20 protein-coding genes and 1 tRNA gene are annotated in these 18,343 nt (G+C 69.4%); 11 read left to right on the top strand and 10 right to left on the bottom strand.

The annotated features are described in order from the left end of the window. Positions 1 to 100: 100 nt before the first annotated feature. The 3 genes from B2363_RS13270 to B2363_RS13260 all read right to left on the bottom strand — a co-directional run bounded on the left by B2363_RS13270 (position 101) and on the right by B2363_RS13260 (position 1,467). A complete protein-coding gene (locus B2363_RS13270) occupies positions 101 to 418 on the bottom strand; it encodes a plasmid mobilization protein (protein ID WP_286930762.1) in 318 nt (105 codons plus the stop codon). A gap of 290 nt (positions 419 to 708) precedes the next feature. Continuing rightward, complete coding sequence (locus B2363_RS13265; protein WP_286930760.1) at positions 709 to 1,011, bottom strand: hypothetical protein; 303 nt, start codon at positions 1,009 to 1,011, stop codon at positions 709 to 711. Between the two features lie 370 nt (positions 1,012 to 1,381). After that, positions 1,382 to 1,467 (bottom strand) — tRNA-Leu (locus B2363_RS13260). A gap of 195 nt (positions 1,468 to 1,662) precedes the next feature. On the opposite strand from B2363_RS13260, the gene B2363_RS13255 reads away from it, so the two are divergent. From B2363_RS13255 to pknB, 6 genes are read left to right on the top strand one after another with little or no spacing between them, the layout of a single operon-like run. Then, positions 1,663 to 2,373: an FhaA domain-containing protein gene (locus B2363_RS13255; protein ID WP_286930759.1), complete on the top strand. Its 711-nt coding sequence runs from the start codon at positions 1,663 to 1,665 to the stop codon at positions 2,371 to 2,373. Further along, positions 2,370 to 2,852: an FHA domain-containing protein FhaB/FipA gene (locus B2363_RS13250; protein ID WP_181753489.1), complete on the top strand. Its 483-nt coding sequence runs from the start codon at positions 2,370 to 2,372 to the stop codon at positions 2,850 to 2,852. Before B2363_RS13255 ends, B2363_RS13250 begins: the two co-directional genes overlap by 4 nt. After that, a complete protein-coding gene (locus B2363_RS13245; RefSeq protein WP_286930757.1) occupies positions 2,853 to 4,166 on the top strand; it encodes a PP2C family protein-serine/threonine phosphatase in 1,314 nt (437 codons plus the stop codon). It abuts the gene before it with no gap. After that, positions 4,163 to 5,548, top strand: a complete 1,386-nt coding sequence (locus tag B2363_RS13240; RefSeq protein WP_181753493.1) for an FtsW/RodA/SpoVE family cell cycle protein — start codon at positions 4,163 to 4,165, stop codon at positions 5,546 to 5,548. Before B2363_RS13245 ends, B2363_RS13240 begins: the two co-directional genes overlap by 4 nt. Further along, complete coding sequence (locus B2363_RS13235) at positions 5,545 to 7,011, top strand: peptidoglycan D,D-transpeptidase FtsI family protein (protein ID WP_286930756.1); 1,467 nt, start codon at positions 5,545 to 5,547, stop codon at positions 7,009 to 7,011. Before B2363_RS13240 ends, B2363_RS13235 begins: the two co-directional genes overlap by 4 nt. Before the next feature lie 31 nt (positions 7,012 to 7,042). After that, positions 7,043 to 8,773: a Stk1 family PASTA domain-containing Ser/Thr kinase gene (gene pknB, locus B2363_RS13230; protein WP_286930755.1), complete on the top strand. Its 1,731-nt coding sequence runs from the start codon at positions 7,043 to 7,045 to the stop codon at positions 8,771 to 8,773. A gap of 1 nt (position 8,774) precedes the next feature. Here the strand turns inward: pknB and B2363_RS13225 are convergent, their stop codons facing one another. After that, entirely contained in the window at positions 8,775 to 9,518 is a 744-nt protein-coding gene (locus B2363_RS13225) for a DUF881 domain-containing protein (RefSeq protein ID WP_286930754.1), read from the bottom strand. Positions 9,519 to 9,583: 65 nt separating this feature from the next. On the opposite strand from B2363_RS13225, the gene B2363_RS13220 reads away from it, so the two are divergent. After that, positions 9,584 to 9,832 (top strand): cell division protein CrgA, encoded by a 249-nt coding sequence (locus B2363_RS13220; protein ID WP_206679956.1) that lies wholly within the window; start codon positions 9,584 to 9,586, stop codon positions 9,830 to 9,832. Positions 9,833 to 9,892: 60 nt separating this feature from the next. Here B2363_RS13220 and B2363_RS13215 read toward each other — a convergent pair whose 3' ends face one another. Further along, on the bottom strand, positions 9,893 to 10,756 hold the full coding sequence (locus B2363_RS13215; RefSeq protein ID WP_286930753.1) for a rhomboid family intramembrane serine protease: 864 nt from the start codon (positions 10,754 to 10,756) through the stop codon (positions 9,893 to 9,895). Next, positions 10,753 to 11,283, bottom strand: coding sequence for a peptidylprolyl isomerase (locus B2363_RS13210; RefSeq protein ID WP_286930752.1), 531 nt, complete (start codon positions 11,281 to 11,283; stop codon positions 10,753 to 10,755). The genes B2363_RS13215 and B2363_RS13210 overlap by 4 nt, the downstream gene beginning before the upstream one ends. Before the next feature lie 173 nt (positions 11,284 to 11,456). Between B2363_RS13210 and B2363_RS13205 the strand changes: the two genes are divergently transcribed. Then, the gene (locus B2363_RS13205; RefSeq protein WP_286930750.1) at positions 11,457 to 12,230 is read left to right on the top strand and encodes an enoyl-CoA hydratase/isomerase family protein; all 774 of its coding nucleotides are present in this window, start codon (positions 11,457 to 11,459) and stop codon (positions 12,228 to 12,230) included. 79 nt (positions 12,231 to 12,309) lie between these two features. Here B2363_RS13205 and B2363_RS13200 read toward each other — a convergent pair whose 3' ends face one another. Beyond that, positions 12,310 to 13,287: a type IV toxin-antitoxin system AbiEi family antitoxin domain-containing protein gene (locus tag B2363_RS13200; RefSeq protein ID WP_286930748.1), complete on the bottom strand. Its 978-nt coding sequence runs from the start codon at positions 13,285 to 13,287 to the stop codon at positions 12,310 to 12,312. Between the two features lie 266 nt (positions 13,288 to 13,553). Between B2363_RS13200 and B2363_RS13195 the strand changes: the two genes are divergently transcribed. After that, entirely contained in the window at positions 13,554 to 14,015 is a 462-nt protein-coding gene (locus tag B2363_RS13195) for a hypothetical protein (protein ID WP_286930747.1), read from the top strand. Beyond that, positions 14,015 to 14,218 carry a helix-turn-helix transcriptional regulator gene (locus B2363_RS13190; RefSeq protein ID WP_286930746.1) on the top strand — a complete coding sequence of 68 codons (204 nt, stop codon included), beginning with the start codon at positions 14,015 to 14,017 and terminating at the stop codon, positions 14,216 to 14,218. The genes B2363_RS13195 and B2363_RS13190 overlap by 1 nt, the downstream gene beginning before the upstream one ends. A gap of 4 nt (positions 14,219 to 14,222) precedes the next feature. Here the strand turns inward: B2363_RS13190 and B2363_RS13185 are convergent, their stop codons facing one another. From B2363_RS13185 to glyA, 3 genes are read right to left on the bottom strand one after another with little or no spacing between them, the layout of a single operon-like run. Further along, positions 14,223 to 14,558, bottom strand: a complete 336-nt coding sequence (locus B2363_RS13185; RefSeq protein ID WP_181753510.1) for a DUF3817 domain-containing protein — start codon at positions 14,556 to 14,558, stop codon at positions 14,223 to 14,225. A 9-nt stretch (positions 14,559 to 14,567) separates the two neighbouring features. After that, positions 14,568 to 15,302 carry an SURF1 family protein gene (locus B2363_RS13180; RefSeq protein WP_286930745.1) on the bottom strand — a complete coding sequence of 245 codons (735 nt, stop codon included), beginning with the start codon at positions 15,300 to 15,302 and terminating at the stop codon, positions 14,568 to 14,570. After that, positions 15,299 to 16,576: a serine hydroxymethyltransferase gene (gene glyA, locus B2363_RS13175; RefSeq protein WP_286930744.1), complete on the bottom strand. Its 1,278-nt coding sequence runs from the start codon at positions 16,574 to 16,576 to the stop codon at positions 15,299 to 15,301. The genes B2363_RS13180 and glyA overlap by 4 nt, the downstream gene beginning before the upstream one ends. Positions 16,577 to 16,729: 153 nt before the next feature. Between glyA and B2363_RS13170 the strand changes: the two genes are divergently transcribed. Beyond that, positions 16,730 to 18,316 carry an ABC transporter substrate-binding protein gene (locus B2363_RS13170; RefSeq protein WP_241732810.1) on the top strand — a complete coding sequence of 529 codons (1,587 nt, stop codon included), beginning with the start codon at positions 16,730 to 16,732 and terminating at the stop codon, positions 18,314 to 18,316. The last annotated feature ends 27 nt before the right edge of the window (positions 18,317 to 18,343 follow it).

Here is an 18,343-nt window from a genome sequence, read left to right as displayed (position 1 = left end):
ACGTCGGGCGCGTCACCGCCATCCTAGGGTCGTCACCGCCACCTTCGCCGGGTGAGCGGTGTGGGCCCGGCCACTGCTGCGGTGTCGACGAGTCGTCAGCTCAGGCCACGCCGCGGGCGGCCATCGTCGCGACGTCGTGAGCGCGCTGCTCCAGGTCCCGGGCGAGCCGGCTCAGCACGGTGAGGTCGACCGGACTGGCGGCCTCGAGCGCGGCCGCACGGATGAAGGAGGTCACCTTCACACCGGCCTGGTCTGCTCGTTCACGGAGTTGGGCGATCTCCTCGTCGGAGAAGCGCACCGAGATCGTCACGGCTCGCCTGACCGCGACCGGCTCGGCCTTGGTCTCGTCGAAACCGGAGAGGTCGCCGGTCTCGTTGTAGTGCTCGGCGAGCTCCTGGTTGGTGCTCTTCTTTCCCATCCTCATGCCTCCCAGCCGGTGATCGGTCGTACGCCTGCGTCCTTGACCTGCTCGATGACGACGACGGACGTTCCTCCATCGGTCACCGACCGGTCGACGATCATCATCGCCACCCATTGTGTTGCACAGACTCAACGAATGAAACACATCAGTTCGTCCGTCGGTCACCCGGCTGACGGTAGGGACCAGCTCCGGCGGCCCGGGGTCGACACGACAAAGCCCTTGCTCCGTGGTCTCCGCAAGGCAGGGGCTGGTCGATCTGGTGCGCGAGCTCGGGAAGCGTCAGTGCGTCACGGTCGACGATCCCCGTCGACGCCGTCAGCGCGGGCGAACCACTCCCCACCGGTCGGGTGCTCCCACCGCACGTCGTGCGTGAGTCGCGGGCCCGCCCGATCGATGATGATGGGATCACCCGCGGGGGGCGTGGTGCCCGTGAACTCCTGGATTTCCAGGTCGAAGTAGGACAGTGCGTCCTCGCGAGCCTTCGCTGCGAGGTCGCGGTGCTTGGGGTAGAACTCGTCGTTCAGGTAGGCGACGGCGCCCTCGACGTCGACGTCGAAGACGCGTCCGCCCCAGGCCTTTCGGACGATCATGCGCGACCCGTCCTCCGAGCACTCTGGAACGCCGCCGAGCACCGACATCAGATCCGCCAAGCTGAATGGCGGTCCTGCTGCACCTTGCGCATGCTTCGTCATCGCCCGCCTCGTCTGCCGGTGGATCCTGCGACTGTCGAACGCCGTCCAGCACATGCTTCGAGACAAGGAACGACAAAGCGGCCAGTCCGCGAGGATCGTCCTGCAGCCGGACTGATCCCACGGCCGAGTTTTGTGACAGGAGTCGGCCCCGCGGGGCTCCGAGGGCCGCAACGCGTCACAAAAGTCTGGCGGGGTGACGGGCCGACGGCCCGGGACACGACAAAGCCCCTGCTCCGCGGGCAACCGCAGGTCAGGGGCTCTCTCGTTATGGTGCGCGAGGGGGGATTTGAACCCCCACGCCCTTGCGGACACTGGCACCTGAAGCCAGCGCGTCTACCATTCCGCCACTCGCGCAGTGATCCGGTGAACCGGACCGACGTCAGAGTCTAACAGGACCGGCGGAGGACGCGAACTCCCCGGGTCACCCTCCTTCCAGCGTCGGGGTGTGCGGCGGGTCGCAGGCACGGACACCCCCGATCTGGTGCGGTGTCGATACGATCGACAGGACCAACCGTCGTCGACGTCGCATGCCCGAGGAGGTGAGCACCCGTGGCTGGAGTCCTGCAGCGCTTCGAGAAGCGTCTCGAGGGTGCCGTCACCGGGGCCTTCGCGCGCGCCTTCCGCAGCGCGGTCCAGCCGGTCGAGATCGCCGCCGCCCTGCAGCGCGAGGTCGACCAGAGCGCCACGATCCTCAGCCGCGAGCGCACGCTCGTGCCGAACGACTTCACGGTGGAGCTCTCGCCCGCCGACCACGAGCGCCTCTCGCCCTACGGGGCGACGCTGGCCACCGAGCTGGCCACCCTGCTCAAGGAGCACCTGGCCGAGCAGCACTACACGGCCGCCGGCCCGCTGCACATCGAGTTCGCGCTCGACGAGAACCTGCACACGGGTCGCTTCACGATCGTCAGCGCCTCGAACGCGTCGGTCACCCCCGTGCGCGGCGAGCCGATCACCGACACCGCGGTGCGCCGCGCCCGCGTCGTCCTCGACATCGGCGGCCTGCGTCACCCCGTGAACCCGCCCGGCATCACGATCGGCCGCGGCTCCTCGGTGGACCTGAAGATCGACGACCCGGGCATCAGCCGCAACCACGCCGAGATCTCGTTCCTCGGCAACGGCGTCGAGGTGCGCGACCTGGGCTCCACCAACGGCGTGATCGTCGACGGCCGCCGTGTGGACGCCGCCTTCCTGCGCAACGGCTCTACGATCCGCCTCGGCAACACGACCATCTCGGTCCAGATCAGCGAGGAGATCGCGTGAGCGAACTGACCCTCACGCTGATCAAGCTCGGCTTCCTGGCCGTGCTGTGGCTGTTCGTGCTGTCCGCGGTCTCGGTGATCCGCACCGACATCTTCGGCACGAAGGTCCAGACCCCGAAGCCCGCCAAGGGCCAGAAGCAGCCCAAGCCCCAGAAGAAGGTCCCGCGCAACAGCCGCAAGATGCGTGGCGCCCCCAACAAGCTCCAGATCGTCGACGGCCCCAACGCCGGCCAGAGCGTCCCGCTGGGCACCGAGCCGATCCTGCTCGGCCGCGGCACCGACGCCGCCATCCGCCTCGACGACGACTACGTCTCCACCCGTCACGCCCGCTTCGCCACCAACGGCGAGCAGTGGTTCGTCGAGGACCTCGGCTCCACGAACGGCACCTACATCGGCAGTCAGCGCGTCACCTCGCCGGTGCCCGTCGCGATCGGCACGTCGGTGCGGCTGGGCAAGACGATCGTGGAGTTGCGCAAGTAGATGGCGCCGCTGACCTACCGCTACGTAGCGCTGACCGACGTCGGTCTGCGCCGTTCGAACAACCAGGACTCCGGTTACGCCAGCCCCCGCCTGCTGGTCATCGCCGACGGCATGGGCGGCGCCGCGGCCGGCGACCTGGCCTCCTCGGCCGCCCTCGCGGAGATCCGCGACCTCGACCGTGAGCTGGACGACGACACCGACGGCGACGCCCTGGACGCGATGCGCACCGCCGTCGCCAACGCGAACCACCGCCTCGCCCAGCTGATCGCCGACGACCCGGCCGTCGAGGGCATGGGCACCACCCTCGAGGCGATGCTGTGGGACGGCGAGAAGCTGGCCGTGGCCCATATCGGCGACTCGCGGGCCTACCGGCTGCGGCACGGCCGCCTGAGCCAGCTCAGCATCGACCACACGTTCGTGCAGAGCCTCGTCGAGGAAGGCCGGATCACGCCCGAGGAGGCGCGCGTCCACCCCCACCGGTCGCTGCTGCTGAAGGCGATCCTGGGTCGCGACGACTTCGAGCCCGACTTCACGTGGCTGCAGCCGGCGGTGGGCGACCGCTACCTGCTGTGCAGCGACGGCCTCACGGACATGGTCGACGACGAGACGATCGAGCGGACGATGAAGCTCGAGACGATCGACGCGGCCGCGACCGAGCTGGTCCGGCTCGCCCTCGAGGCCGGCGGCTACGACAACGTCACCGTCGTGCTGGCGGAGTTCGTGCCCGGCGACGAGCCGGTCGACGAGGACCTGGTCTGCGCCGACGGCAAGCCCCAGCTCGTGGGCGCCGCCACCAGCCAGCCGCGCCGTCGCACCGGCTCGGTCTCGGCGTCCTCGGCCCCGGCCGTGCACGTCGCGGGTGCACCCGGCGCGGTCGAGCCCGACCCCGAGGAGCTGCGCTACGCCCCCCTTCCGATCCCGAGGCGTCGCTGGGTGCGGTGGCTGCTGGGGAGCCTCGTGATCCTCGGGCTGCTCGGCGGCGCGGCGGCCTACGCCTACGACTGGTCGCAGCGGCAGTACTTCGTGGCGCCCTCGAACGGCATGGTCGCGATCTACCGCGGCGTCGACGTCGACGTGCCCGGCGTGACCCTCAAGACGGTCGACGAGGTCACGCGGATCGAGATCGACACGCTGCCGCCGTACCAGCGCGACCGCGTCGCCGCCGGCATCGCGGCCGCCGACCACGACGAGGCCAAGCGCATCGTCACCAACCTCAGCATCCAGGTGACCGAGCCGACGCCCACGCCGACACCGACGCCGACTCCCACGCCGCGCCGCACCCCCGCCACGTCCGCTCCGACGGAGGCACCATGAGTGCCGGCGGCGTCACTCCCGCCTGGATCCCGCGCAAGCGCCGCACCGCCGAGCTGGGACTGCTGCTGCTGGCGATCGCAATCGGCATCGGGTCGTACGCCGCCGTCGGGCTCGGCTTCGACGGCACGGTTCCCGCGGGCATCTACACGGTCGGAGCCGTCTACGCCGTCGTGGCGCTGGGCGCGCACCTGGCCGTCCGGAGGTTCGCCGGGTACGCCGACCCCGTGCTGCTGCCGCTCGTCGTGGCCCTCAACGGCATCGGCCTGGTGATGATCTACCGGATCGACCTCGGCCTGGAGGCCAACGGCTCCGGGTTCGGCCCGTTCGCGCAGGGTCAGCTGCGCTGGACGATCCTGGGCATCCTGATGTTCGTCGCCGTGCTGGTGCTGATCCGCGACCACCGCCGCCTGCAGCAGTACACCTACACGTTCGGCCTCGCGGCGATCGCGCTGCTCGTGCTCCCGATCCTGCCGATCATCGGCAACGCCAAGCGCGGCGCACAGATCTGGATCCAGCTCGGCCCCTTCAGCTTCCAGCCCGCGGAGGCCGCCAAGATCGCGCTGGCGATCTTCTTCGCCGGCTACCTCGTCGCCAAGCGCGACGCCCTGGCCCTGGCCGGCCGGCGGGTCCTCGGCATCGACCTGCCCCGGGGCCGCGACCTCGGCCCCATCCTGCTGGGCTGGCTCGTCAGCGTCGGAATCCTGGTCTTCCAGCGCGACCTCGGCTCCTCGCTGCTGTTCTTCGGCCTCTTCGTCGTCATGCTCTACGTGGCCACCGAGCGCCCGGGCTGGCTCGTCGTCGGCGGTGCGCTGTTCGCGGTGGGCGCGTGGTTCGGCTACGCCGCCTTCGGCCACGTGCGCGACCGCTTCGACGCGTGGCTCGACCCGTGGGCCGATCCGGACAAGAACTACCAGATCATCACGGCGCTCTACGGTCTCGCGCACGGCGGTCTGCTCGGTCGCGGCTGGGGGCAGGGCAGCCCCGAGCTGACCCCGTTCGGCTTCTCCGACTTCATCCTGTCGTCCATCGGCGAGGAGCTCGGCCTGGCCGGGCTGATGGCCGTGATCATGGTCTACGCCCTCGTCGTCGAGCGCGGCCTGCGGATCGCGCTGACGTGCCGCGACGCCTTCGGCAAGCTGCTCGCCGTGGGCCTCTCGGTGTCCTTCGCCCTGCAGGTCTTCGTCGTCGCCGGCGGCGTCATGCGGCTCATCCCGCTGACCGGCCTGACCGCGCCGTTCCTGGCCGCGGGCGGCTCCTCGATCATCATGAACTGGATCATCGTCGCGCTGCTGCTGCGCATCAGCGACCAGACCCGGCGCCCCGCGCCGGAGGTCGCCACGATCAGCGGCGACGACGAGACACAGGTGGTGAAGCTGTCATGAACAAGCCCGTCCGTGCCATGGCCGTCGCGTGCCTGCTGATGTTCCTCGCCCTGCTGCTGAACGCCAACTACGTGCAGTTCGTCCAGGCCGACGACCTGAACGCGAAGGAGGGCAACCGCCGCGTCATCGACGAGCAGTTCAGCCGCGAGCGCGGCGCGATCATCGTCGACGGCGAGCCGATCGCCCAGTCCGTGCCCGTCAAGGACAAGTGGCAGTTCCAGCGCAAGTACACCGAGCCCGAGCTCTACGCCCCGGTGACCGGCTACTTCTCCTACATCTACGGCCGCGACGGCATCGAGCAGTCGTACAACGACATCCTCTCCGGCAGCGACGACCGGCTCTTCGTGAACCGGGTCATCGACGTGATCTCCAACGACCAGCCCCAGGGCGGCAGCGTGGAGCTCACGCTCGACCCCGCCGCGCAGAAGGCCGCGTTCGAGGGCCTGGCCGACCTCGGCGAGAAGACCCGCGGCGCCGTGGTGGCGCTGGACCCGCAGTCGGGCGACATCCTGGCCATGGTCAGCCAGCCGACCTACAACCCGAACCAGCTCGCGAGCCACGACCTCGACGCCGTCACGTCGGCCATGCGCAAGCTCGAGTCCGACGAGAACGACCCGCTCATCAACCGTGGCGCCCAGACCACGCTCCCCCCGGGATCGACGTTCAAGGCCGTCACCGCCGCCGCCGGCATCGAGGACCTCGGGCTCAAGGCCGATGACGACGTCCGCGGCGGCGCCACGCTGAGCTTCCCCGGCATCGACTACCAGCTGACCAACCAGGGCGGCAGCAACTGCGGAGGAAACCCCATCAGCTTCGAGCGGGCCCTCGAGGTCTCCTGCAACGTCTCGTTCGGCTGGATGGCCGGCAAGGTCGGGCAGGACGTCCTGTCCGAGCAGGCCACGAAGTTCGGCTTCGGAGAGCGCCCCCTCGACGACCTCGCGTCCGCGGCCAGCCGCTTCACGGCCGACCCCGACACCGAGCTCGAGCCGCCGCAGCTCGCGCAGTCGGGCATCGGCCAGTACGAGGTCGCCGCCACCCCGCTGCAGATGGCGATGGTCGCGGGCACGATCGCGAACGACGGCGTGCTGATGAAGCCGCGGGTCGTGCGCACCGTCCGTGCGCCCAACCTCTCGATCCTCGAGCAGCCCGAGCCCCAGGAGCTGGGACGCGCCATGTCGGCCGGCGACGCCCGCGAGCTCAACGACATGATGGTGGCCGTCGTCGACGAGGGCACCGGAACCCCGGCCAAGATCCCCGGCGTGGACGTCGGTGGCAAGACCGGCACGGCCGAGTCGGCGCCCGACCGACCGCCCTACGCCTGGTTCATCAGCTACGCACCCGCCACGGACCCCCAGGTCGCGGTCGCCGTGCTGGTCGAGTCCGCACAGAACACCAACGACATCGGCGGTGGCCGCCTCGGCGGCCCCATCGCCCGCTCCGTGATGGAAGCGGTGCTCCGATGAACCTCATCCACCCTTTGGGAGACTGGACACCATGACCGAGAGTGACGCGAACATGAGCCCCCTCGGCGACCGCTACCAGGTCGGCGAGCTGGTCGGGCGCGGAGGCATGGCCGACGTCCGGGCCGGCCACGACATGCGGCTCGGTCGCCCCGTCGCCATCAAGCTGCTCCGCGCCGACCTCGCAGCCGACGAGACGTTCCAGGAGCGCTTCCGGCGCGAGGCGCAGTCGGCGGCCTCGCTGAACCACCCGTCGATCGTCGCCGTCTACGACACCGGCGAGGCCACCGATCCCACCGGCGCCACCGTGCCGTACATCGTCATGGAGCTCGTCGAGGGACGCACGCTGCGCGACGTCCTGCGCGACGGTCGCAAGATCCTGCCCGAGCGTGCCCTCTCGATCACCGCCGACATCCTCGCCGCGCTGGACTACAGCCACCGCGCCGGCATCATCCACCGCGACATCAAGCCGGCCAACGTCATGCTCACGCCCGAGGGCAAGGTCAAGGTGATGGACTTCGGCATCGCCCGGGCCATCGCCGACACCTCCAGCGCCATGACCCAGACCGCAGCCGTCATCGGCACGGCGCAGTACCTGTCGCCCGAGCAGGCGCGCGGCGAGACGGTCGACGCCCGCAGCGACATCTACTCCACCGGCTGCGTGCTCTACGAGCTGCTCACGGGGCGCCCGCCGTTCGTCGGCGACAGCCCCGTCTCGGTGGCCTACCAGCACGTGCGCGAGGAGGCCCGGCCCCCGTCCCAGCTGAACCCCGACGTCTCGGTCGAGGTCGACAACGTCGTCGCCAAGGCCCTGGCCAAGCGCGTCGACGACCGGTACTCCAGCGCGGGCGACATGCGCAAGGACATCGAGCGGGTGCTCGCCGGTGGCACCGTCGACGCGCCGACGCAGGCCGTCACCGCCGTCGGTGCGGCCACGCAGGTCAGCCCCGCGGTCGCCGCGCCCCTCCTGCCGCCGCCGGACGAGGAGGAGAAGAAGGGGTCCGGGAAGTGGTGGGCCCTCGCGCTGGTGCTGCTGGCCATCGCTGCCGCAGTCGGCCTGGCCCTCATGCTCAACGACCGAGATCCCGAGGTGAACACGCCGACCACCGACGTGCCGCGGGTCGAGGGACTCGACGTCCCCACCGCAACGAACCGGCTGGAGTCGCAGAATCTCGTCGTCGGCGAGGTCACCGAGCAGACCAGCGCCGACATCCCCGAGGACCAGGTCATCGCCACCAATCCCGAGGCCGGGACCACGGTCGACGAGGGCACCGCGATCGATCTCATCGTCAGCTCGGGTCCCGAGCTGGTCGACATCCCGAACCTCACCAGCTACTCGTACGACGAGGCCAAGGACCTGCTCGAGGGCGACCGCTACGGGCTGAAGGTCAAGCGCCAGAACACCGACAGCAGCGAGCCGAAGGGTCGCGTGCTCAACAGCAACCCGCCTCCGGGCACCGAGGTGGAGCGCGGCAGCACCGTCACCCTCATCGTGTCGCGCGGCGAGGTCGACGTCCCGAACGTCGTGGGCCAGTCGGTCGAGGACGCCACGAAGACGCTCGAGGACGCCGGCCTGAAGGTCTCGGCCCAGAACGATCCCGCCGGCACCGCGCCCGACGGCACCGTCACCGAGCAGAGCCGCGAGCCCGGCTCGATGGTGGCTCCGGGCACCACGATCACTCTCACCGTGTCGCGGCCGCCGGCTCCCACCACGGAGCCCACGCCGGACCCGAACGCGCCGCCGACGGTCGTGCCGACGCCCTAGCTCACTCCACGACGGTGGCGTGGCGCATCGCCACGCTGCCGCCGTGAGCGGGAGCCTTCACCACGTCGACGTCGCGCTGCTCCAGCCCGAGCCCGTACCGGTTCGCGTACTGCGTGTACGTGGTGACCTCGGGCGAGGAGGTCATCGCCCCGCGCAACCGGCTGCGGTCGCCGATCGCCTCGATCACGTAGGGCGGCGAGTAGGGCACGCCGTCGAGCACGACCGTGTTGCCGACGCACTTGATCCCCGTCGTGGTGATCAGGCGCTGACCCTGCAGCGTGATGGCCTCGGCGCCCCCGGCCCACAGGGCGTTCACGAACGCCTGGATGTCCTGCTGGTGGACCACCAGGAGGTTCGGGTCGAGGCCGGGGATGTCCACCGAGCGGGGAGCGTCCTCGAGGGCGATCCGCACACCCGGCCCCTCGACCGGGGTGAGCCCCGCGGGATCGGAGAGGCGGGAGACCCGGCTCGCCTCGCGGCGCAGGTCGGCGTCGTCGACCCCCCGCGTGAGGGCATCGACCTCGCGCTGGAGCTCGACCGCTTCCCGCCGGCGATTCTCGACCTCCTGCGCCCGGTCGCGCAGCACGGAGCTGAGATCGCCTCCGGCGGGGCGCAGGTCGGACCCGTTGGAGGTGACCGCGGCCGCGACGACGACCACACCGCAGGCGCACGCGACCGTCAGGGCGAGCAGGCTCCACCTGCTGACGGCCCTGATCTTCCCCTGGTCGCGTGGGGTTCCCGGCACGACGACTACGCTAGCGGAGTACGACACACCGCGGCCGTGCCAAGCCGCCAGACCGGGAGATGCTCGTGTTCAACAGGTTCAAGCGCAAGTCCGTGAACGACAACGGCCCCAAGCCCGTGCGCATCGGCAACCGGTGGGCGGCTCCGTTGATGGTCGCGTGCGCGGTCATCGGCCTGGCGTGGATCGTGGTCTTCTACACGATCAGCAACACCGACGTGACGATCCCGGTCTACAGCGACCTCGGCGGGTGGAACCTCGCCATCGGCATGGGCTTCATCCTGGCGGCCTTCGGCTTCGCCATGAAGTGGGAGTGAATCACACCCCTGTCATGCCCCACAGGTTGTGCACACCCCTGTGGACAAACTAATTCTCGGTCAGCCGAGCCACGGCGCGATCGCGCCCATGATCTCGTCCGTTCGCCACGCGATCGCCGCCACGAACACCGCCCACAGCGCCACGAACGTGACGACCTGGATCAGCGTCCTGCGCTCGCGGGGCGCGTAGGCGAACATCAGCCCGAGCAGCACGCCGGTGATGAACCCACCGAGGTGACCCTGCCAGCTGATGCCCTCCTGCAGGCTGATGAAGCCGTTGATGGCCAGCAGGATGAGCATGCCGGTGATGTTCTGCCGGGTGCGGATGAGGAACACCAGCGCGAGCCCGAACAGGCCGAAGACGGCGCCTGACGCGCCGATCGTCGGGGTGAGCGGGTCCTCCAGCAGGTAGACCAGCACCGACGACCCGATCGCGAGGGTCAGGTAGGTGATGACGAAGCGCACGCGCCCGAGCGTCTGCTCGACGAAGGGTCCGAACAGGTACAGCGCGTACATGTTGAACGCCAGGTGCAGCCAGCCGCCGTGCAGGAACGCCGCCGTGAGCAGCCGCCAGTACTGGCCGTCGGCCACCTCGATGCCGCTGAGCCAGCCCCACCGGAAGAACTCGCTGTTGCTCGGGTTGCGGACGCCGCCCGTGGCCACGACCGCCACCTGTGCCGCGACATTGATCGCGATGATGGCCATCGTGATCGCGGCCGCGTTGGTGGAGATCGCGCCACCGGCGAGGGTGCGCGGCTGGCGGACGGCCGCCTGGCCGCTCTTCACGCACTCGGGGCACTGGAAGCCGACGCTGGCCTCGCGCATGTCCTCAGGACAGATGTAGCGCGAGCAGCGCTGGCACTGGATGAACGCAGGCCGACCCGGGTGGCGGTAGCAGGTCTGGCCGGCGCCCTGGTCGGTCACTTCTCGATGGTCACGGATTCGATCACGACGGGCTCGGCCGGACGGTCGAACCGATCGGTCTCGACGGCGGCGATCGCGTCGATGACGGCGCGGCTGTCGGCGTCCTTGACCTCACCGAAGATCGAGTGCTTGCGGTTCAGCCACTCGGTCTTGGCGACGGTGATGAAGAACTGGGAGCCGTTCGTGCCGGCGCCGTTGGCCTTGGTGCCCGCGTTGGCCATGGCCAGCAGGTAGGGGCGGTCGAACTGGAGCTCGGGATGGAACTCGTCGTCGAACTCGTAGCCGGGGCCGCCGCGTCCGTCACCGAGCGGGTCGCCGCCCTGGAGCATGAAGTTGGGGATGATCCGGTGGAACGTGAGGCCGTCGTAGAAGGGCTTCGTCGACACCGAACCGGTGGCGGGGTCGACCCATTCCTTCGTGCCCTCGGCCAAGCCGACGAAGTTCGCCACGGTCTTGGGGGCCTGGTGGTCGAACAGCTCGATCTTGATGTCTCCACGATTCGTGTGGAGCGTTGCGATGGTGGGCACTTCACGTCCTTTCAGGGGTTGCTTCCATCCTTGCACGAGCGGTCGAGCGCCGGCCGCTAGCGTGGGGGCATGTCGAGACTGGTGTTGCTCCTGATTGCTGCCGCGGCCGTCGTCGCGGTCCTCCGCAAGGCCACCGCGGACCGCGGTGGCTCCTACGATCCGAGGGACGATCGGTGACCGTCGACCTCCGCACCGAGGGCGGCGTGACGACGCTCACGTTCTCCGCCGTCCCGGTCAACCTGTACTCGCTCGAGCTGCACGACGAGTTCGACGCGGCGCTCGACCGCATCGAGGCCGACCCGCCGCGCGTGCTGGTGGTGCGCGCCGAAGGGAAGATCGTCTCCGGTGGCGTCGACGTGTCGCAGTTCCACGCAAGGAAGTCCAAGGTCGAGACCCGCGAGCTCTACGACCGGATGCTCGAGCTGCCCGAGCGCTTCGCGGCCCTGGACTTCCCGACGGTCTTCGTGGCCCACGGGCTGACCCTCACGTGGGCGTTCGAGGTGGCGCTGGCGTGCGACGTGCTGCTGGCGTCAGAGCGGGCAAAGTTCGGGCTCGTGGAGCGCGTCATCGGCCTGACGCCCACGATGGGCGGCACCCAGCGCCTCGCCGGGCGCGCAGGCGTCGCGCGGGCCAAGGAGTTCGTCTTCACCGGGACGCCGTACGACGCGGCCACCCTCGAGCGGTGGAACGTCGTCAACCGCGTCCTCGCCCCTGAAGACCTCGACGCCGGCGTCGCCGCCTTCGTCGCCGACCTCGCCGCCGGCCCCACTCGCGCGTTCGGCGCCGCCAAGCAGATCCTGCGCGAGTTCGAGACCGGTGGCGTCCCGGGCTCCGTCGCCCGCACCACCGAGATCGCCGCCGAGCTCTTCGACACCGAGGACCTCCAGCACGGCATGGCGTCCTTCCTCGCCGACGGGCCCGGGAAGGCCACGTTCGTCGGGCGCTGACAGTTTCCCCGGTTAACCGGGGAAACTGTCACTGAACGAGGGTTACGAACCTCGTTAAGTGACGGGGAACCTCGCGAAGTCAGACGATGATCGTTGCCGTGGGACGTGCGTGAAGGCGACGCGATTGCTCGAGTGACGTTCGGATCCGCTGACACGTCGCGGAAGGTGAGTAGAGGTCCGACCAGACCCACCGGCTCATCCCTCGGCCCAGATCACGGATGCGATCCTCTCGGCGCTTCTCGTCCACGATCACTTGACCGAGATTCCCTCCGCCGTAGGGGTTGAGCCGTCCGTACTTCTGCAGGCCGTCGAATTCGCCGCAGTGGAAAAAGTCCTCCCACTCGAAATCCACTCGCCCGAGAGACGTACCAGTCGCATCGAAGAACTCCACCTGCATGCGCGGCATCGGCAGCCCGCCCATCCGGAACATGTAAATGGACCGGACCTCACCGACGCTCTCGCACTGCGGCGCCGCCCAGACGACCGACAGTCGGACCTTCGCCACACCCGGCCACCGAGCCATCCGGCCCAGCCGCTCATGCAATTCCTCCGGTGTCACGCCGTGCCGCAGGACGAACGATGTTTGGACCAGTCCGGCTTCCGTACCCGCGACAGCACCCGTTTCGAGGGCCGCACGTCCGGGCACGACGACGAGATGTCCATCCACCTCCGTGATGTCCTCCTCAGGTAGCGTCCCGCCGTGGTGGACGACCTTCGCTTCCGCTCGCGCCGTCATCCTCCCCAGACGGGTCACATGCACGGTGCTCAGGTCGAGCCCTTGCGATACGCCCGTGTGGATGACCGCAGCTGAGTGATGACTCAGCACCACGCCCGACGGCAGCTTGTCTTGGACAGCGAAGGACAGGAGTCGGTGTCGTTCCTCCCGTGTGAGATCGAGGTGACCGCGCGGTGCGTAGGTTCCGGGTCGAATCCGGACGAGCACGTTGGCGCGGATCGCGTCCTTGATCTGGCGATCCGTCACTCCGAGATCCAAGAGGTCGGGACGCAGAATGTACCCGCCCCGGTGCTCGGCGACAGTCTCGAAGAAGTTCTCCATCCCAGGAGACTCGACGATTCGTGTCCAACTGAACAACCCGGCCGGCGTCGCCTGTGGAAAGCCGTGCACCGCTGCATCGAGCGGAGTCCCCACTTAACGAGGTTTCCAGTCACTTCGCGAGGTTCGCAACCCTCGTGAAGTGACAGTTTCCCCGCTTAACCGGGGAAACAGTCGAGTTTCCATCAAGTCAAGGTCGCTTGACTGTCAAGTGACCTTGACCTTACGGTGGTCGCAGCGTCGCGTGGCGCGGGGACGAGGGGATCGGCATGTCGACGGACACACAGCAGGGCAGCTACTGGGGACGGGCGCGGCTGGGCGGGGGGACGGGCGCGCTCCTCGCGTCGTGCGTAGGGATCGCGCTGGCCGTGTCGGGCGCGACGGCCGCCCTGGCCCTGACCGGTCTCGAGGGGTCGCGGCGGGACGTGGCGCTGGTGTTCGCGTTCCTGGCGCTGCCGTCCGTGTTCGCGCTCGCCTGGGTCGCGCTGGTCGATCCGGCGTCCTTGCGCGACGCGGTGGACCGCCCCGAGGAGACCATCGAGCTCCAGTGGATGCGGCGCGCCCAGAGTGGGGCGTTCACGGACCTGCTGCTGCTCCTGGGCATCGCGCTGGTCGTCGGCGTCTTCGTCGACCTCGACGTGTCGGTGCGCGGCGCGCTCACCGTCGTCCTCGCCTTCGCGATGGCCGACGCGGCGCTGCGGCTGCTGTGGCTCAAGCGCCGGGAGGGCTGATGGAGAACCACGTCGTGCGCGTGCGGGAGGAGCGCGGCTGGTCGCAGCGGCGCCTCGCCGACGAGCTCGGGGTGTCGCGCCAGACGGTCATCTCGATCGAGAAGGGGCGCTACGACCCGTCGCTGCCGCTCGCGTTCAGGCTGGCGGCGGTGTTCGCGTGCCGGATCGAGGACCTGTTCGTCCCCGACCCCGAGGAGGGCTAGCGCCTCAGACGGTGGCGGGCTGGCGGCCGGCGTGCACGCGACGGGTGGTGCGGCGCTCGGACCAGAAGGACACCAGCGGGATGCAGGCCAGCACGATGACGCTGAGCATGTAGCCCCAGGACCACTTCTCGCGCAGCGTGAGACGGGCGACGAGCACGATCAGCACCATGAACAGGAAGCCGTGCAGCTGGTCGATGACCAGGAAGGCGTCCTGGTTGCGGTTCCACCACGAGCCGGCGTCGGTGGCGTACTTGCCGATGAAGCCGGCCATCACGATCAGCAGGTTGAGGCCCACGATGGTCGCCATGACCTGGTAAGCGCGCAGGAGTCGGTCGTTCACCGCCCCAGATTACCGAGCGCGGCCAAGCACCATCTCGCGGGCCATGCGCCACCACATGAACAGCGCGAAGGCGGCGAAGACCCACCATTGCAGGCCGTATCCGAGGTTGCGACCACCCGCGGTCCAGGAGACGTCGGACTCCGGCACGTCGGCGACCTCGAGCCCGCCTGCCACCGCCGGATCGGTGGAGATCGCGAAGCCCGACCACAGGTCGGCGTAGCCGAGCTCGTTCAGCAGCGTGGGGATCCGCACCGAGCCGATCGTGCGCGCGGTGGCGTCCCAGCCGACGGCGGACTCCTCGCCCGGCTGCAGCACGGCCTCGAAGGAGACCACGCCGGCCGGTACCTCGGGGAACGCGGCCGCGGGGCGGGGCGCCCACCCGCGCACCACCATCAGCTGCGCGTCGTCGACCGTGACCGGGGCGAGCAGCCACACGCCGTCCTGACCGTCGTGCTCACGCCCCGTGACCCACAGCTGCTCCTCCGAGGGACGGAAGGTGCCGGTGACGGTGACCGGGCGCTGGTCCTGGTCGGTGGTGAAGATGTCGGTCGGGCTCCACACCGACTCGAGGGCGACCGCGCCGGTGCTGCCCTGCTCGGCGCGCTCGTCCTCCTGCCGCTGGTCGTACGCGCCGAGCTGCCACGTGCCCATGAACAGGCAGAAGCCGATCGCCGCGATCGCGAACAGGTGCAGGCCGAGGACGGCCGGGCGGAACCACGCACCCACCCCCGGCCGGTCGTTCACGAGGTGAACGGCTTGATGCCGGGGTACAGCGGGAAGCGCTCGGCCAGCACGGCGGTGCGCTTGCGCAGGCCGTCGATGTCGACCGCGCCGGGCTGCAGGGCCGCGGCGATGATGTCGGCGACCTCGGTGAACTCCTCGGCGCCGAAGCCACGCGTGGCCAGGGCCGGCGTGCCGATGCGCAGACCGGAGGTGACCATCGGCGGCCGCGGGTCGTTCGGGACCGCGTTGCGGTTCACCGTGATGCCGACCTCGTGGAGCCGGTCCTCGGCCTGCTGGCCGTCGAGCTCGGAGTTGCGCAGGTCGACGAGCACCAGGTGCACGTCGGTGCCGCCGCTGAGGACCTGGACGCCCGCGTCCACCGCGTCGGCGGCGAGCAGGCGGTCGGCGAGGATGCGCGCACCCTCGATCGTGCGCTGCTGACGCTCGGCGAACTCGGGCTGTAGGGCCATCTTGAAGGCCACGGCCTTCGCAGCGATGACGTGCTCGAGGGGTCCACCCTGCTGGCCCGGGAACACGGCGGAGCGCATCTTCTTGGCGATCGTCTCGTCGTTCGTGAGGATCGCGCCGCCGCGCGGGCCGCCGAGGGTCTTGTGCGTCGTGGTGGTGACGATGTGCGCGTGCGGCAGCGGGCTCGGGTGCAGACCCGCGGCCACGAGGCCGGCGAAGTGGGCCATGTCGACCCACAGGATCGCGTCGACCTCGTCGGCGATCGCGCGGAACGCGGCGAAGTCGAGCTGGCGCGGGTAGGCCGACCAGCCGGCGATGATCACGCGGGGACGGTGCTCGATCGCGAGGGCGCGCACCTCGTCCATGTCGACCAGGCCGGTCTCGGGGACGACGTGGTAGGCGATCGGGTTGTACAGACGGCCCGAGAAGTTGAGCTTCATCCCGTGCGTGAGGTGACCGCCGTTGGCCAGGTCGAGGCCCAGGATCGTGTCGCCGGCGGTGGCGATCGCGTGCAGCGCGGCCGCGTTCGCCGAGGCGCCCGAGTGGGGCTGCACGTTGGCGTACTCGGCGTCGAAGAGCTCCTTGAGCCGGTCGATGGCCAGCTGCTCGACCTGGTCGACGAACTCGCAGCCGCCGTAGTAGCGCTTGCCCGGATAGCCCTCGGCGTACTTGTTCGTGAGCACGCTGCCCTGCGCCTCGAGGGCGGCGACGGGAGCGAAGTTCTCCGAAGCGATCATCTCGAGCGTCGTCTGCTGGCGGACCAGCTCGGCGTCGAGGAGCGCGGCGATGTCGGGATCGAAATCGGCGAGATGCTGGTCGTGGCTCATGGTCCGAGGATATCGCCCGCTCCGCACGCCCAGATCCGCGCGCCCCCTCCGGGCGTAACCAAAACGCAACCTCGTTGCGGATGGCCCCCGCCGCGCGACGGGAGTAGCGTCGCAGCGAGTGTCCGGATGGTGGACACCGAAGGGGAGGAACACATGAACTCGATGCGGCGACGCGTCACCACTCTGGCGACCGCGGCCCTGGCCGGATCCGTCCTGGCAGCGTGCGGGGCAGGTCAGAACAACGACGACGACAGCGACGCGAGCCTGATCGTGGGCACCACCGACAAGGTGGTCTCGATCGATCCGGCCGGCTCGTACGACAACGGCTCGATGGCGGTGCAGACGCAGGTCTTCCAGTACCTCCTCAACTTCCCCGCGGGCAGCACCGAGCTGACCCCGGACGCCGCCGAGAAGTGCGACTTCGAGGAGCCCACGGTCTACGTGTGCACCATGAAGTCCGGCCTCAAGTTCGGCAACGGCAACGAGCTGACCGCCTCCGACGTGGCCTTCTCGTTCCAGCGCATCGTCGACATCAACGACCCGAACGGCCCGGCCTCGCTGCTCGGCGCCATGAAGAAGGTCGAGGCCCGCGACGACGCGACGGTCGCGTTCACGCTCGCCGCGCCGAACGACCAGACGTTCGCGCAGGTCCTGGTGACCTCCGCCGGCCCGATCGTCGACGAGGAGACCTACCCCGCCGACAAGCTGCTCGACGACGACGCGGCGGTCGAGGCCAACGCCTTCTCCGGCCCGTACACGATCGGCGAGTACAAGAAGAACGAGCTGGCCGAGTTCAAGGTCAACCCCGACTACGACGGCACCTACGGTGAGCCGAAGTCGGACGTGACGATGCGCTACTACGCCGACTCGAACAACCTCAAGCTCGACGTGGAGAAGGGCGACATCGACGTCGCCTACCGCTCGCTGACCCCCACGGACATCGACAGCCTGAAGAAGTCCGACGACGTCACGGTCCACACCGGACCCGGCGGCGAGCTGCGCTACATCGTGTTCAACCTCAAGACGATGCCCGGCGACGACGACGCGCAGAAGCAGGCCGTCCGCCAGGCCACGGCCTACCTGGTGAACCGCGACGAGATCTCCTCCGAGGTCTACAAGGGCACCTACACGCCGGCCTACTCGGCCGTCCCTGAGGGCCAGGTCGGCGCGACCGAGGCGTTCAAGGACAAGTACGGCGACGCGCCCGACCCGGCCGCCGCGAAGAAGGTCCTCGACGACGCCGGCGTCTCGACGCCCGTCGAGCTGAACCTGCAGTGGAACCCCGACCACTACGGCGGCAGCTCCGACCAGGAGTACCAGGCAGTCAAGCGCCAGCTCGAGGAAGGCGGACTCTTCACCGTCAACCTGCAGTCGACGGAGTGGAACACCTACTCCGAGGAGCGCGTGAAGGACGCCTACCCGGCGTTCCAGCTGGGCTGGTTCCCGGACTTCCCGGACCCGGACAACTACCTCACGCCGTTCTTCGCGCCGAACAACTTCCTCCAGTCGCACTACGAGGACGACGCGATGACGAAGCTGCTCGACGAGCAGCGGGTCGACGCCGACGCCGCCTCGCGCGAGGCCAAGCTCGCCGAGGCGCAGGAGATGGTGGCCGACCAGGTGCCGATCCTGCCGCTGCTGACCGGCGCGCAGGTCGCGGTGGCCGGCAAGGACGTGAAGGGCGTGGGCGACACGCTGGACCCGTCGTTCAAGTTCCGGTTCGCGTCGCTGTCGAAGTAACGGACACCCGGGACCGGGGTCCCGGCA

Source organism: Aeromicrobium sp. UBA7512 (genome assembly GCF_002476985.1).
Lineage (GTDB): Bacteria > Actinomycetota > Actinomycetes > Propionibacteriales > Nocardioidaceae > Aeromicrobium > Aeromicrobium phoceense.
The sequence above is the reverse complement of the archived record's forward strand: the minus strand, read 5'-3'. Positions and strand labels throughout refer to the sequence as shown.

Coding starts and splice junctions, on each gene's coding strand:
- B2363_RS13245 (WP_286930757.1), top strand. CDS start 2,853: ATGGCGCCGCTGACCTACCGCTACGTAGCGCTGACCGACGTCGGTCTG.
- B2363_RS13190 (WP_286930746.1), top strand. CDS start 14,015: ATGGAGAACCACGTCGTGCGCGTGCGGGAGGAGCGCGGCTGGTCGCAG.
- B2363_RS13235 (WP_286930756.1), top strand. CDS start 5,545: ATGAACAAGCCCGTCCGTGCCATGGCCGTCGCGTGCCTGCTGATGTTC.
- B2363_RS13270 (WP_286930762.1), bottom strand. CDS start 418: ATGGGAAAGAAGAGCACCAACCAGGAGCTCGCCGAGCACTACAACGAG.
- pknB (WP_286930755.1), top strand. CDS start 7,043: ATGACCGAGAGTGACGCGAACATGAGCCCCCTCGGCGACCGCTACCAG.
- glyA (WP_286930744.1), bottom strand. CDS start 16,576: ATGAGCCACGACCAGCATCTCGCCGATTTCGATCCCGACATCGCCGCG.
- B2363_RS13200 (WP_286930748.1), bottom strand. CDS start 13,287: ATGGAGAACTTCTTCGAGACTGTCGCCGAGCACCGGGGCGGGTACATT.
- B2363_RS13265 (WP_286930760.1), bottom strand. CDS start 1,011: ATGATCGTCCGAAAGGCCTGGGGCGGACGCGTCTTCGACGTCGACGTC.
- B2363_RS13195 (WP_286930747.1), top strand. CDS start 13,554: ATGTCGACGGACACACAGCAGGGCAGCTACTGGGGACGGGCGCGGCTG.
- B2363_RS13240 (WP_181753493.1), top strand. CDS start 4,163: ATGAGTGCCGGCGGCGTCACTCCCGCCTGGATCCCGCGCAAGCGCCGC.
- B2363_RS13170 (WP_241732810.1), top strand. CDS start 16,730: ATGAACTCGATGCGGCGACGCGTCACCACTCTGGCGACCGCGGCCCTG.